Raw genomic sequence first — 13,836 nt, 5'->3', positions numbered from 1 at the left:
CGAGTAATGAACGTCGAGGAGCTGTCGGGGCTCCCGCCCGGGGCGCTCGAGCACTTTCGAGACGAGGGTATCGAGGATCTGTATCCTCCCCAAGCTGAAGCCGTCGAAGCGGGGATTCTCGAGGGAGAGAGCCTCGTCGCCGCGGTGCCGACCGCCAGCGGGAAGACGATGATCGCCGCCCTCTCGATGCTTTCGGCCGTCCAGCGCGGGGGGAAAGCACTCTATATCGTCCCGCTTCGCGCCCTGGCCAGCGAGAAAAAGGCCGAGTTCGACGCCTACGAGGCGTTCGGCGTGACGACCGGCGTCACGACGGGCAACTACGAGTCGACCGACGAGTGGCTCGCCACGAAGGACCTGATCGTCGCGACCAGCGAGAAGGTCGACTCGCTCGTGCGAAACGGCGCGGACTGGCTCTCGGATCTCACCTGCGTCGTCAGCGACGAAGTCCACCTGATCGACGACCGGAATCGGGGGCCGACGCTCGAGGTGACCCTCGCCAAACTCAGAGAGCTCAATCCCGGCCTCCAGACGGTTGCGCTCTCTGCGACGGTCGGCAACGCCGACGAGATCGCAGACTGGCTCGAGGCCGACCTCGTCGACACCGACTGGCGACCGATCGACCTCCAGATGGGGGTCCACTACGGCAACGCACTGGAGTTTCACGACGGCTCCACGAGGGAGGTCCCCGTCGAGGGGTCGGAGAAACAGGAGGCCGCGCTCGTCCGCGACATCCTCCAGGAAGGCGGTTCCTCGCTCGTGTTCGTCAGTTCGCGCCGCAACGCCGAAGCCGCCGCGCGGCGACTCTCGCAGGTCTCGAGTCGCGAATTGACCGACGAGGAGCGAGCGGAACTTTCGGAACTCGCGGCGGACATTCGGGATGTCAGCGACACCGAGACGAGCAAAGACCTCGCCGAGTGCGTCGAGCGCGGGGCCGCCTTTCACCACGCGGGGCTCGCGAGCGAACACCGAACGATCGTCGAGGACGCCTTTCGGGACCGCCTGCTCAAGATGATCTCCGCGACGCCGACGCTCGCGGCGGGGGTCAACACCCCCGCCCGCCGCGTCATCGTCCGCGACTGGCGGCGGTTCGACCCCACCGCGGGCGGCATGTCGCCGCTCGACGTCCTCGAGGTCCACCAGATGATGGGCCGGGCCGGCCGGCCGGGGCTCGACCCCTACGGCGAAGCCGTCCTGCTGGCAAACAGCCACGACGAACGAGAAGAGCTGTTCGAGCGGTACGTCTGGGGCGATCCCGAACCCGTTCGCTCCAAACTCGCCGCCGAACCCGCGCTCCGCACGCACGTTCTCGCGACTATTGCCTCCGGCTTCGCGCGGACCAGAGAGGGCCTCCTCGAGTTCATGCAGGCGACCCTCTATGCAAGCCAATCGACGGAGGGAAGCCGTCTCGAATCCGTCACCGACGACGTGCTTGAATATCTCGAGTCGAACGACTTCATCGAGCGCGAGGGTGGAACGTCGGCGGCAGGACCCGGAGAAACCGATCAGTCCGCGGAAGCCGCGACCGACGCGTTCGTCTCCGCGGCGGAACTCACGGAGGAATCAGACGACGGGAGTGATGGAAGCCCAGCGACGGACAGCGCCGCGGTCGAACTGACCGCGACGAGTCTGGGACACACCGTTTCGCGGCTCTACCTCGATCCGATGACCGCCGCCGAAATCGTCCACGGCCTCGAGTCGGCCGAGGACCGCCCGACGGCGCTCGGGCTATATCAACTGATCTCGCGGACGCCCGACATGTACGAACTCTACCTCCGTTCCGGCGAGGACGAGACGTTCGGCGAACTCTTCTACAAGCGCGAGACCGAACTGCTCGGCGACGCGCCGAGCGAGTACGAAGACGCCCGGTTCGAGGACTGGCTCGCCTCACTGAAGACGGGCAAACTGCTCGAGGACTGGGCCGACGAACAGGACGAGGACAGGCTCACCGACGAGTACAAGATTGGCCCGGGCGACCTCCGGGGAAAGGTCGACACGGCGGAGTGGCTGCTCGGCGCGGCCGAATCGCTCGCGAACGAAATCGGGAGCGAGTGGACCGTCGCGGTCCGAGAGGCCCGCGCTCGCGTCGAACACGGCGTCAGCGAGGAACTGCTCGAGCTCGTCTCGGTTCGGGGCGTCGGCCGCAAGCGCGCGAGACAGCTCTACGACGTCGGCATCGAAGGCCCCGCCGACCTCCGGACCGCCGACAAGGGGGTCGTCCTCGCCGTCCTCAAAGGCGAGAAGACGGCCGAGAACATCCTCGAGAACGCCGGTCGCGAGGATCCGTCGATGGACGGCGTCGAGCCCCGGACCGATCTCGAGGGCGTCGAGGTGACGACGAGCGGCGGGGGCGGTCGAACGACGGGCGGGGAGAACGACGGAGCGGACGAGCCAGACGACGACCAGGCCAGTCTGGGTGATTTCTGATGGAGGTACTCGAAGGACAGCTTACGGTCGCTGATCTCGACTCCCTGGTCGCCCGACTGGGCGAACTGAGCGAGCGCCACGAGGTGACGATTCAGGCGTTCGACGCGAATTATCTCGCGGGCCGGCGTCACCTCGAGCGGTCGGTCGAACTGGCCGACCGCGCGCTCGAGCGCGGCGAGAACGTCGCTCGCGATCGGGCCGTCGAAATCCTGCTGTACGCCGCCGGCCGCAGACAGATCGATCGCGCGCTCGAGATGGGCGTGAGCGAGGGCGAAAACCGCGTCGCGGTGCTGTTCAATGCCGGCCCGGACGGCGAGCCGAGTGCAGAAGTCCGCGCCAGCGAGGCATTCGCAGACGCCGAGCAGTTCGAGCCCGAGCCGACGCTCGCGACGGCCGCGGAGGGGGGACGTGAGACGCCAGACGAGACACTCGAGACACCGGACGAGGACACGCTCCATGCGTACTTCGATATTACCGACGCCGAGCGCGCGGCGACCGACGCGAGTCTCGAGGACCTGGTCTGCGAGCGGGTCGCGCTGCTCGAGGTCGAAAAGTAGCCGGCGAGCCCGCGCCGTTCTCGGAACACTCGTGAGCCTCGTCGACGCAGTCGCTCAGTCGTCGCTCTCGAGTCGAGCGCGTCTGGATTCGGACAGCGCATCGCAGATGCCACCCTGCCCGGACATGTTGACCTGAGCGAGTCGACCGCGTCGATGGACCAGTTCGAACTCGTCGGGATCGATCGGCGTTCCCTCCGGCGTCCGAAAGAGGATATCGTCCGGGTGCGTCCCGATCCCCGTCTCCGCTGCTTTCTCGAGATAGCGATCGATCGGTTCGAGCGGTGCGGTAGCGGTGAATCCGCGGTTGGAAAGCTCAATCGCGGCGATACCGGTCGATTCGTCGCGCTCTACGTCGCGACGCCGCAGCGTGACGATCCGGGCCGGTTCGAGGCCGACCCCCAGCAGCGCTTCGATAGCATCGTACTGACGGGCGACCCGCGCCTTCTCGTCGAGTTGGGCACGAACGTCCTCGATTCCGCCGTCGGCGTCGGGGAACGCGGCCTCGAAGGAACGGCGCTCGTTGACGCCCCGATTGATCTCGGTCTCGTGAAGGTGTTCCTGCAGGACGATTTCCGCGGTCTCGACGCTCGAGAGCGCTTCGACGGCGTCGCGGGCGTCGGTCGCCATCATCCAGGCGAACGCCGGCGAACACCACGCCGTCGGGAGGGTAAACCGCACCATCACTCTCGATCCGTCGATATCGATCTCGTCGACGTACTCGAGTTCGACGATCGAGCGGTCGAGTTCGGGATCGGTAACCTGTCGGAGGCAATCGCGGACGGCGGCCCGGATCGGGCCGCCCGAGGCGTCGTGCGGAGTGCTCGGGTTCGACGCCATCAGTCTGCCGCTGCGGATTCGCTGCTCGCGTAGTGGTCTGCCAGTTCGAACGTCTCGGTGATCTCGTCGTCCCTGAAGGCTCGTTTTTTGGCCTCGATATCGATGTCGTACAGCTCGGCCGCGTTCTCGCCCATCACCTTCCGTTTCGTCTCGAGGTCCCACTCGACGCCGTACTCGGCGCGGTGCTCGGGCGTGAGTTCGGCTTCGATCACCTCCTCGACGAGCCAGTCGGGGTTCCAGATAGCGTAATCCGAGCCGAAGAGGACCTGGTCCTCGCCGAGCCACCAGAGCAGTTCGGACATGATCTCGGAGAACTTACCGGGTCGGTTCTGGGCGAACGGAGCGGCGACCGCGAGTCCGCCGTAGACGTTCGGCTCCTGGCCTGCGATCCAGCAGAAATCGTCCAGCCGCGGGAGACCGACGTGTTCGACGACGAAGTTGAGGTCGGGGAACGACGACGCCGCGTCGTCGACGTCCTTGACGTCGAACGCGTCGCGGTTGAGCGGCCGGATCGTCGGCCCCTTGTGGGGATGGACGTTCTCGATGCCGAGTTCCGCACACTTCTCGAGGAAGCGAAACGCCTCCTCGCTGTCGAGTCGCCACCCTTTCGAGTCGCCGCGCCACTCCGCGGTGTAGAGTTTGACGCCCTGCAGATCGTACGTTTCGTGGAGTTGCTCGAGGTACTCGAGGCCCTCGTCGCCGTCGCGCGGGTCGAACGAGCCGTTGAGGACGAATCGCTCCGGGTACGCCGTCGCGAGTTCGGCGTTCTGTTCGGTCGTGTTAAAGCCCTCGTCGTAAAAGTCGGTCAAGTAGGTCGGTTGAAAGATGGCCATGTCCGCGGCCGCATTGGCGAACAGATCCTCGAGCATCCGTTCGCTCCCGTACTGGCGATACTCGTCGATATCCCACTGCAGTTCCTCCGGCGTGAACGACGTGTGGTAGTCGTAGAAACACTGGATGAACTGCTCGCCGCCCTCGTGGATGATGTTCTGCTCGCTCGCGTCCCACAGATGGACGTGCGAGTCGATGACGAAGATGTCCTCGCCGTCGTGGTGATACATTGTGGGTTGTTATTCGTTATCAATTGCCATCACTCTTTTTCAGCACTGAGCGTTTATCCCGTTATATGAACGTTCATAGACGGCAGAACGTCGTTTCGCAGGGAACGAACGAAGGGTTTTGACGGAGTGTGTTGAAGACCCACATAGTACCATGCAAGCAGCACGCCTCCACGAGTATACCGAGGAAATGAGCGAGGCGCTCACCGTCGAAGAAATCGACCGACCCGAACTCGAGCGCTCCGACCACGTCCTCGTCGAAGTCGCCGGTGCGGGCTGGTGTCAAACCGACAATCACGTCATCGAGGGGATGTGGACCGAGTACGTTCCCCAGGAGCTACCGATGACGCTCGGCCACGAAAACGCGGGAGTCGTCGCCGAGGTCGGCGAGGAGGTGACGCTGGTCGAGGAGGGCGACCCGGTCATCTGCCACCCCGTTCAGACGTGTGGCATCTGTCGGCCCTGCCGCCTCGGCGAGGACATGTACTGCGAGAACAGCGCGTTCAACGGGCTCACGACCGACGGCGGGTTCGCCGAGTACCTCCAGACCAACGAACGCGCAGTGATCCCGCTGCCGGACAGCGTCGATCCGACCGAAATCGCACCCCACGCCGACGCCGGAATCACGGCCTACCACGCCGCGAAGAAGGCGGTCCGGGAACTGAACCCCGGCGACACAGCCGTCGTCGTCGGGATCGGCGGCCTCGGTCACATCGGCCTGCAGTGTCTCGAGGCGATGAGCGCCGCCGACGTCGTCGCCGTCGACATCAAAGACGAGGCCCTCGAGCTGGCCGAACGCCTCGGTGCGACCCACACCGTGAACTCGAGCGAGGAGGACCTCGCCCAGGTCGTCGACGACCTCACCGACGGCGGCGGCGTTCAGCAAATCCTCGATTTCGTCGGCTCGGACGAGACGGCCGGCTATGGAACGGAAATCGCTGCCGCGGGGGCCGACCAGCACGTCATCGGCTACGGCGGCCACATTCACGAGCCCTGCCAGGCGCTGGTCGACGGGGAACTCTCGCTGAAGGGGACGCTGGTCGGGCGCTACGCCGAACTGCAGGAACTCGTCGCGCTGGTCGACCGCGACCTCGTCGAACTCCACACCAGCCGCTACGACCTCGGGGAGATCAACGACGTCGCCGAAGCGCTCGAACACGGCGAAATCGAGGGACGAGCGGTGATCCTGCCACCGTAAACGTACGCCACCCTCTCGCTCGCGGGGCGAACCGACACCACGTTCTTGACGACGCCGGTCGAAACTGGGTACACGTATGGCCACGCTCGAGGACCCGATCGACATCGGCGATGTGACGGTTCTGAACCGGCTCTACCGCGCCCCGCTGCTCGAGTGTGCGGGAAACGGTCCGGACGCGGTCGACGTGCTCATCGAGGACCTCGAGCCCGCTGCGGCGTCGGGGGTCGGACTGATCTATCAGGGTGCGACCGTCGTTCGCAGCGAGGGCGGCTGTGCCGCGCCGGGGATGACGCGAGTTCACGACCCCGAGTTCGTCTCGCAGTTATCGCGGCTCACCGACCGGATTCACGAGCACGGGAGCCGGATTTTCGTCCAACTCGAGCACGGCGGCCTCCGGAGCATGGAGTCGTGGCACGCCGACTACCGCGCGAAGAACCCGGATCTCGAGCAGCTCGCGGTCTCGAGGCCACCGCGGCAGCTTCGGGCGCTGGATCGATTGGGGTTGCTCTCGTTCGATCCGCACGTGCTGCGGACCGAGGAAGTGTACGAACTGGCCGCGGACTTCGGACGAAGCGCTGCTCGCTGCGTCGAGGCGGGATACGACGGGATCCATCTGGCGGGAGCGAATATGGGTATCGTCCAGCAGTTCCTCTCGCCGTTTTACAACCGCCGCGAGGACGAGTTCGGCGGCAGTCCCGAGGCTCGCCTCGAGTTTCTCGCGCTCGTCCACGACGAAATCCGCGAGCGAGCGGGCGACGTTCCGCTGGTGACGAAAGTTCCGGCGGAGACCGCCGCACCGCCGTGGCCGATCGTCCGTCGGCGGCTCTCGATCGAGGACGGGGTCGAGATCTGTCGCCGCCTCGAGCGAATCGGCTACGACGCCGTGGTTCCCGTCACCGCGTCAGTCGTCTGGGACATGAGTATCGTCCGCGGGGCTTACCCCGACCGCGCGTGGGAGAACGAGGCGATGCACGAAGGATACGACGCGGCGTTCGGCGGCCCCGCTCGCCGCCGGCTGGTGGCCGCGGCGAACTGGGTACAGTCCCTGCAATACGACTTCGAACCGGCCTGGAACGAAGCGTTCTGTCGACGGGTTCGCGAGCAAGTTTCGATTCCGGTCCTCGCGGAGGGCGGCATCCGAGAGCGGGACACGATGGACCGACTGCTCGGCGGGACGACCGGGCAGACAGCCGCGAGTCAAAGCGAGGACTCGAGTCAGCGCGCGAACTCGAGCGGCCGGACGGACTCGAACGAGCGAGACGTGGCGAGCCGGTCCGAGCCGCCAGCGTGCGACATGGTCGGCATGGCCCGGCCGTTCTACGCCGAACCGAAACTGGGTGCGCGACTGCTCGAGCCCGAGTCACCCGACGCTCGCGTGCTGTGTGAAAGCTGCAACAACTGTACGGTGCCCCAGGTGACCGGCGCGCCCGGCATCTGTCGAACGCCGGCCGTTCTCAGCGAACGCGGGGAGCTCGAGCGTGCAGGTGCGTACGATCGAAACTGATCGAACTCGATCAGCTGTCGACGGTGACCGGTTCGGACGTGAACTCCGCTAAGGTGCCCTCGACAGTGTAGTCGGGTGCGTCGACGATCAGTTCGGAGTCCGAGGACAGATCCGGGAACCGAATCTCGGTCTCGTAGGTGCCGTCGGATTCGACCGTCGCGATTTCGTAGCTCCCACCGTCGGCGGTCGAGATATGGACGTACTCACCATCGTAGTCGGGATCCGATTCGCCTTCGATTTCGTAGGTTTCGACGTCGACATCGGTTTCGTTCCGTTCGATCGGGTACTCCGCGTCCTCCCATCCGCCGTAGCCCTCCTCGATGGCGTATACCTCGTCGAATCCATCCGATTTGAATTCGGCTCCGCGCTGGACGGCGAGTGAATTCGGACAGTTACAATAGGTTACGACGTGCGTATCGGTCGACCAGTCGTCGGTCGGATCCTCGCCCTCGCTCTCGATGGCGGGGCTCAGAACAGCGCCGGGAATGTGTCCGGCGTCGTACTGACTCACTCCGCGCGTATCGACGAATCTGGCCTCCTCGTTTTCGTACCACTCGTGGGCCTCTTCGACGGGGACGAGCGGGACTTCCTCCCCATCGAAGGACCCCGTTTCGTACGCCGACCCGTCGCCGCTCTCGTCGTCGCCGCCCGCACCGTCGATTCCGATGTCATCGATGCATCCTGCGACGATTGCGAGCGAACTGCCTCCGGCGGCGGCGAGCAACGACCGTCGATTCATACAGCTCACTACAGGACGAATTCAAATAGCTGTTCCGGTGGATCGTATTCCTGCCGATACCCCCTCGTTTCGACTGGAGAACACACCAGGGGTTGAAGAAACTGCTCGAGTTGAACCGCGAGAAGTAGTCCATCCTGGATTCGAACCAGGGTCTCGGCCCCCAGAAGGCAGAAGGATTGGCCACTACCCTAATGGACTTCGTGCAACCAGTAGTTGGGGAGGACATAGTTTATCGCTTTCGGTTCGTGCTAGGAGAACATCGGGACGGGACTGGGATTGTGTACCATGAGAGGGGGCGAAGTAGCGACCTACTGAACGCTCGATTGTTCTTTTGTCGTCCGGATGATAGTCGCCGAGGCGGGCGTCAGGCCGAGCGACTCGTACTGTACTTTCGACGGCGACTCCTCGAGCCGGCCGGCAGCCCGTTTTAATGTCACAAGACACGCTTCGACGGTTGTCACGGGCGGTCTGGCTGCGCTATTACAGATAAACGATCGGCTGTGCTCTCCTGTGGGCACACGGAGTGCAAGTGCGAACCGATACCCCTTTTCCGCTCTCGAGCACACCCTCGAGTATGTACGTTGGACGCTTCGTCGTCGTCGGACCCGATGTGGGTGCCTACCGCGTTTCATCGCGGTCGTTCCCGAACAGGAAGATCACCACTCGAAAGGATGCGTTGACGGTCGGACCGACCGACGACGCGCCGGAGACCGACAACCCATACGTCGCCTACAACTGTCTCCGCGTCGTCGAGACGCCGGCCGGGGAGGTCGCCGCCTTCGGCAACGGCTCGCACGTCGATCCGATCGCGGAAAAACTCGAGCGAGGGTACCCCGCCCGGGACGCGCTCGCGACGAGCCTGCTCGCGTTAGATTACGAGAAGGACGACTACGACACGCCGCGGATCGCCGCGACCATCGGCACTGACGGCGAGGCGCTGATCGCGACGGTTCGAAAGGACGCCCTCGTCGTCGAGACCGTCGAGGAACCGACGCTGGTGGCGACTTACGAGACAGACGCTCCCGAGTCGTTCGAGTTCGAAGCCGCGAGCGCCGAGGAGGCCGCAAGCGAGGCCTACGACCTCGAGTTCGAACACGCCGTCTGCGCGGCGGGCGTCGCCCGCACCGACGACGGGTTCGAGACGGCGATCGAGAACGGCGAGTAACGCGCGGAGTGTTTCCTGGAGCTAACCGAACCGTGCTGGAGCCGCCGAACCGCAGGAAGCCTCAAACGGCTCGAGCGAGATAGTTGGTCCATGAACGTCGGCCTCATCTCCGACATCCACGGCAACCGAATCGCCCTCAAGGCCGTCCTGGCGGACATGCCGTCGGTCGATGCACTGGTCTGTGCCGGCGACGTGGTCGGCTACAACCCGTGGCCGGCCGAGTGCGTCGAGGCCTTGAGAGAGGGTGCGATGCTCAGTGCCGTGGGAACCCGAGCGGGAGCACCCCGTGATCGTGACGTACCGACGGTGATGGGAAACCACGATGCGGCCGTCGTCGAGGGGACTTCGTTTCGGTTCAACGGGATGGCCCGCGCGGGCGTCGAACACGCTCGATCGGAACTCACCGACGAGCAACGCGACTGGCTCGAGGCTCTGCCCACGGAACGTCTCGAGTTCGACGGCCGACTGAAACTCGTTCACGGCCATCCCGACGATCCCGACCGCTACACCCACCCCGAAGACTTCTCGCCGCGATTGCTCGAGGACGAGGACGTCCTCGTGCTCGGGCACACCCACGTCCAGCACGTCGAGACGTACGCCGAGGGAATCGTCGTGAACCCGGGCAGCGTCGGGCAGCCTCGAGACGGCGATCCGCGGGCGGGCTACGCGGTCGTCGATCTCGATTCGATGACCGTCGACACGCATCGCGTCGAGTACGACGTCGAAAGCGTCCAGGCGGCCGTCGAAGACGCCGGGCTTCCCGACCGCATTGGAACCCGGCTCGCTCGCGGGAAGTGACGTGGGGCGGAATAATGAGCGCGAGCGCGAGAATCGAGATTTCTCGAGCGCGCACCCCGAAGGGGTTTTGACCCGTCCGTTCGTGAGGTGCTGATATGGTATCCGCCAGCCACACCGGCCGTATCGACGGAAATCGACCGCGGGCTGCTGTGGCGCGGTGTTGTCGGACCGACCGGACGAAGCGGCTGCGGCCCGGAACCGGCGGTTCTCGTACCCGACCGAGTGGAGGGGACTACGAGCGTCGATGATCCGGCAAATGCGCGAGGATACGCGAGCGATGTGCGATCGCGACCCCGCGGCGACCGGCTGTCTCGAGGTCGCGCTCTGTTATTCGGGGTTACACGCCGTCTGGGCCCATCGGCTCACCCACCGGCTCTGGAATACGGGATTCGAACTGCTCGCTCGAGTGCTCGCGCAGTTCGTCCGATTCCTGACCGGCGTCGAAATCCACCCCGGCGCGTCGGTCGGACGGCGGCTGACGATCGATCACGGAATGGGCGTCGTCATCGGCGAAACGGCCGATATCGGCGACGACGTACACATGTATCACGGCGTGACGCTGGGCGGTGACACGAACGAACCGGTCAAACGGCACCCGACGCTCGAGGACGGCGTCCAGATCGGGGCGAACGCGACGCTGTTGGGCGACATTACGATCGGGGAGAACGCGGCGGTCGGAGCCGGTTCGGTCGTTACGGGTGACGTAGAAAGCGAGACGACCGTCGTCGGGGTTCCGGCCGAACCCGTCGAGTAACTGCTGTCTCGCGCTGTAGCGCGAGATGCTCTTTTGAACTCTATAAGAATGTCCTCGACGACCGCAATCAGCGGCTGGAGCGGGTCAAATGGCCGAAACCGATTCCCACGATAGAGAACGGAAAACTACTGTTGCTCGTCGTCGACCGTCCCCTCCGATCCCGGCGGCGTCCCTTCGCCCGTGACGCCGTCGTCTTCCTCGAGATCTGCGTCAGTATCGTCAGGGCGACTGCCGTCGGAATCCGTGCCGTCATCGGCTGCCTCCGCCTCCGGATCGGAGGAGTAGGCAAGTTCCAACGTGAGTTTCGCGGTGCAGTCCATCGCGCCCTCGTCGAGTTCGGTCTCCGCCTCGAGCTGATCGAGGTAGCCGTTACAGCGGTTGTGCTCGACGACGTTCATCAGCGTCGCGGCCGAGCCACATTCTGGGCATTCGATGTAGTAGTTCCCGTCGTCGTTCTGGTGCCACGCGTCCGGCTCGAGTTCCATCCGGGCGACGCCCTGCTGATCGCTCATGGAGACTGATAGGACGGTGAGACGGGTAAATGCGAACCCGGCAAACGCAACCAGACGGGCGTAGTCGCGACTGCATGCGGAAGCGAAACCGAGTCGATCTCAGAGCAACGGCTCGAGTAGCTCCCGTCCGGCGGCAAGTAACTCTGCGACTCGGTCCTCGTCGGTGGCTTCGGCGTAAACCCGCAACACCGGCTCGGTCCCGCTCGGTCGGACCAGCAGCCAGGATCCGTCCTCGAGCAGGAGTTTGAACCCGTCTGCGGTGTTGACGTCCTCGACGGGTGTACCCGCGACGGCGTCGGGGATCTCCGCCTCGAGATCCGCCAGCACCTGTTCTTTCCGTTCGTCGGGACACCCGACGCTGGTCTTGTCCTGGACGACCGTCCCGTGGGTCTCGAGCAACCGGTCGACGCGGTCGTCGAGCGGTTCCGCGTCGTGCATCGCCGCCGCCAGCAGCGCCAGCAAAACGCCGTCTTTCTCGCGGACGTGTCCCCGAACCGTGAACCCGCCCGACTCCTCGCCGCCGACGAGGGCGTCGTGGTCGGCCATCGCCTGTGCGACCCACTTGAATCCGACGGGAACCTCGTGGACGGACTCGTCGTGGGCGTCGGCGATGCGGTCGATGAGGTACGTCGTCGAAACGGTTCTGACCGCGGGGCCGTCCGCCGATTCGAGCAGGAAGTCATAGAGCGCGGCGAAAAACAGGTTCTCGTCGAGGTAGCCCCGCTCGGGCGTGACGACCGCGAGCCGGTCGGCGTCGCCGTCGTTCGCGATTCCGAGGTCGACGGTTGACCCGTCAGCGTCGCCGTCGCTCGCTGCCGTCACCAGTTCGATCAGTTCCTCGAGGTTCTCGGGTGCGGGTTCTGGGCCGGTTCCGCCGAAGTCTGGGTCGCGCTCGCAGCGCAGTCGCTCGACGGACGCCCCGGCGCGCTCGAGGAGGGCGTCCGTCGTGTCCCGGCCGCTGCCGTGCATCGCGTCGTAGGCGACGGTGAGATCTGAAACGTCGATCGGCGTGCCGGTCATCCGCTCAACGACGTCCATCGCGGCCTCGGCGTGCGAGTCGACGAAATCGACCTCGCGGGCGGAGCCGTGCTCGGACGCGGGCAGCAGCTCCGGTTCGGCGAGGCGGTCCGCGACGGCATCCATCACCGGCGGGAGTGCGGGCGCGCCGTCGCCGGGAATGAACTTGACGCCGTTGTACTCCGGCGGGTTGTGCGAGGCGGTGACGACCAGCGCGCCGGCGAGGTCGCGGTCGACGATAGCGTGTGCGACGAGCGGCGTCGGTCGGTCGCGCTCGCTGAGCAGCACGTCGAACCCGTTCGCACAGAGCACGCGCGTGAGTTCCTCGGCGAACCCCCGCGAGGTTTCCCGAGCGTCGTAGCCGACAGCGACGGGTGCCTCGAGCCCCTCGTCGCTGAGATACGTCGCGACCGCCTGTCCGACCATCCGCACTCGAGGCGTCGTGAACTCCTCGAGCGTCGCCCGCCAGCCGTCGGTGCCGAACGAAATCGTCTCCATAGCGCGAGTATCACCGGCCGGTGCGAAAAAAGCGACGGCGTCGACCCGGTTCGACGAACCCGAGCGTGACGCGCCAGTGCAACTGTGAAAACGACGGGAGCCCCCGATCCGAACGTCGATGGCGTTTTCCCAACTGAACTGGTACGTCGGGCTATGACAACTGGTCCCTCGGTCCTCGCAGTCTCCGGAAGTCTCCGATCGAAGAGCTACACCAGAACGGCGCTCAGATACGTCCTCCGGGCTGCCGACGAAGCGGGCGCACAGACGCGCCTGCTCGATCTACAGGAGTACGACCTTCCGCTCTACGACCCGGATCTCGAGGGACAAGGCGACGGCAGCGAGGTGAAACGACTCGTCCGCGAGGCGGACGCCATCGCGCTCGGAACGCCGGTGTATCACGGATCGTACTCCGGCGCGCTCAAGAACTTCCACGACTACTGCGGGTTCGACGAGTACGAGGATACGACCGTCGGGCTGCTCGCGACCGCCGGCGGCGGGAGCTACGGTTCCACGCTCGATCACCTCCGAATCACCGTGCGGGGCGTCCACGGCTGGGTCCTTCCACATCAGGTCGGCATCCGGAGCGCATCCGGGAAGTTCGAAGCGGATCCCGACGCGATCGACGGGCGGGCCTTTATCGACGACAGACTCCAGGATCGCGTCGAGAAACTCGGCCGAATGCTCACCGAGTACGCCTTCATCGAACCGGACGTGAGTTCCCCTCGAGCGGCCGACGAAAGTGAGTGACGGCGAGTATATACGTTCGACCGACTTC

Annotated in this window: 14 protein-coding genes and 1 tRNA gene; 8 read left to right on the top strand and 7 right to left on the bottom strand. The window is 65.2% G+C overall.

What is annotated here, in order from left to right:
* Nucleotides 1–6: 6 nt before the first annotated feature.
* Both HALLA_RS13855 and cgi121 read left to right on the top strand, forming a co-directional pair.
* Complete coding sequence (locus HALLA_RS13855; protein WP_049953908.1) at nucleotides 7–2,424, top strand: ATP-dependent DNA helicase; 2,418 nt, start codon at nucleotides 7–9, stop codon at nucleotides 2,422–2,424.
* Nucleotides 2,424–2,981 carry a KEOPS complex subunit Cgi121 gene (gene cgi121, locus HALLA_RS13850; RefSeq protein WP_049953907.1) on the top strand — a complete coding sequence of 186 codons (558 nt, stop codon included), beginning with the start codon at nucleotides 2,424–2,426 and terminating at the stop codon, nucleotides 2,979–2,981. Before HALLA_RS13855 ends, cgi121 begins: the two co-directional genes overlap by 1 nt.
* A gap of 54 nt (nucleotides 2,982–3,035) precedes the next feature.
* On the opposite strand, the gene HALLA_RS13845 is transcribed toward cgi121, so the two are convergent.
* The gene (locus HALLA_RS13845; protein WP_049953906.1) at nucleotides 3,036–3,818 is read right to left on the bottom strand and encodes an iron-sulfur cluster assembly protein; all 783 of its coding nucleotides are present in this window, start codon (nucleotides 3,816–3,818) and stop codon (nucleotides 3,036–3,038) included.
* A complete protein-coding gene (locus HALLA_RS13840; protein ID WP_049953905.1) occupies nucleotides 3,818–4,879 on the bottom strand; it encodes an amidohydrolase family protein in 1,062 nt (353 codons plus the stop codon). The genes HALLA_RS13845 and HALLA_RS13840 overlap by 1 nt, the downstream gene beginning before the upstream one ends.
* A 151-nt stretch (nucleotides 4,880–5,030) precedes the next feature.
* Here HALLA_RS13840 and HALLA_RS13835 point away from each other — a divergent pair, with 151 nt between their 5' ends.
* Both HALLA_RS13835 and HALLA_RS13830 read left to right on the top strand, forming a co-directional pair.
* Nucleotides 5,031–6,074 carry an NAD(P)-dependent alcohol dehydrogenase gene (locus HALLA_RS13835; protein WP_049953904.1) on the top strand — a complete coding sequence of 348 codons (1,044 nt, stop codon included), beginning with the start codon at nucleotides 5,031–5,033 and terminating at the stop codon, nucleotides 6,072–6,074.
* A 76-nt stretch (nucleotides 6,075–6,150) separates the two neighbouring features.
* Nucleotides 6,151–7,578 (top strand): oxidoreductase, encoded by a 1,428-nt coding sequence (locus HALLA_RS13830; RefSeq protein WP_049953903.1) that lies wholly within the window; start codon nucleotides 6,151–6,153, stop codon nucleotides 7,576–7,578.
* A 10-nt stretch (nucleotides 7,579–7,588) separates the two neighbouring features.
* Here HALLA_RS13830 and HALLA_RS13825 read toward each other — a convergent pair whose 3' ends face one another.
* The 3 genes from HALLA_RS13825 to HALLA_RS20060 all read right to left on the bottom strand — a co-directional run bounded on the left by HALLA_RS13825 (nucleotide 7,589) and on the right by HALLA_RS20060 (nucleotide 8,778).
* Nucleotides 7,589–8,317, bottom strand: a complete 729-nt coding sequence (locus HALLA_RS13825) for a rhodanese-like domain-containing protein (protein WP_049953902.1) — start codon at nucleotides 8,315–8,317, stop codon at nucleotides 7,589–7,591.
* Nucleotides 8,318–8,442: 125 nt separating this feature from the next.
* Nucleotides 8,443–8,515 (bottom strand) — tRNA-Gln (locus HALLA_RS13820).
* A 110-nt stretch (nucleotides 8,516–8,625) separates the two neighbouring features.
* Nucleotides 8,626–8,778 (bottom strand): hypothetical protein, encoded by a 153-nt coding sequence (locus HALLA_RS20060; RefSeq protein WP_157231384.1) that lies wholly within the window; start codon nucleotides 8,776–8,778, stop codon nucleotides 8,626–8,628.
* Nucleotides 8,779–8,891: 113 nt separating this feature from the next.
* Here HALLA_RS20060 and HALLA_RS13815 point away from each other — a divergent pair, with 113 nt between their 5' ends.
* From HALLA_RS13815 to cysE, 3 genes are all read left to right on the top strand, one after another.
* On the top strand, nucleotides 8,892–9,482 hold the full coding sequence (locus HALLA_RS13815) for an IMP cyclohydrolase (protein WP_049953901.1): 591 nt from the start codon (nucleotides 8,892–8,894) through the stop codon (nucleotides 9,480–9,482).
* Between the two features lie 90 nt (nucleotides 9,483–9,572).
* Nucleotides 9,573–10,280 carry a metallophosphoesterase family protein gene (locus HALLA_RS13810; protein WP_049953900.1) on the top strand — a complete coding sequence of 236 codons (708 nt, stop codon included), beginning with the start codon at nucleotides 9,573–9,575 and terminating at the stop codon, nucleotides 10,278–10,280.
* 244 nt (nucleotides 10,281–10,524) lie between these two features.
* Nucleotides 10,525–11,034: a serine O-acetyltransferase gene (gene cysE, locus HALLA_RS13805; protein WP_049954137.1), complete on the top strand. Its 510-nt coding sequence runs from the start codon at nucleotides 10,525–10,527 to the stop codon at nucleotides 11,032–11,034.
* Nucleotides 11,035–11,159: 125 nt separating this feature from the next.
* On the opposite strand, the gene HALLA_RS13800 is transcribed toward cysE, so the two are convergent.
* Both HALLA_RS13800 and HALLA_RS13795 read right to left on the bottom strand, forming a co-directional pair.
* Complete coding sequence (locus HALLA_RS13800) at nucleotides 11,160–11,546, bottom strand: hypothetical protein (RefSeq protein WP_049953899.1); 387 nt, start codon at nucleotides 11,544–11,546, stop codon at nucleotides 11,160–11,162.
* Nucleotides 11,547–11,645: 99 nt separating this feature from the next.
* Nucleotides 11,646–13,061, bottom strand: coding sequence for a phosphoglucomutase (locus HALLA_RS13795; RefSeq protein ID WP_049953898.1), 1,416 nt, complete (start codon nucleotides 13,059–13,061; stop codon nucleotides 11,646–11,648).
* Nucleotides 13,062–13,214: 153 nt separating this feature from the next.
* Between HALLA_RS13795 and HALLA_RS13790 the strand changes: the two genes are divergently transcribed.
* Nucleotides 13,215–13,808, top strand: coding sequence for an NADPH-dependent FMN reductase (locus HALLA_RS13790; protein WP_049953897.1), 594 nt, complete (start codon nucleotides 13,215–13,217; stop codon nucleotides 13,806–13,808).
* The last annotated feature ends 28 nt before the right edge of the window (nucleotides 13,809–13,836 follow it).

The sequence above is a fragment of the Halostagnicola larsenii XH-48 genome (genome assembly GCF_000517625.1).
GTDB classification, from domain to species: Archaea; Halobacteriota; Halobacteria; order Halobacteriales; family Natrialbaceae; genus Halostagnicola; species Halostagnicola larsenii.
Note: the sequence above shows the minus strand (reverse complement) of the source record. Positions and strands in the feature narration are given on the sequence as shown.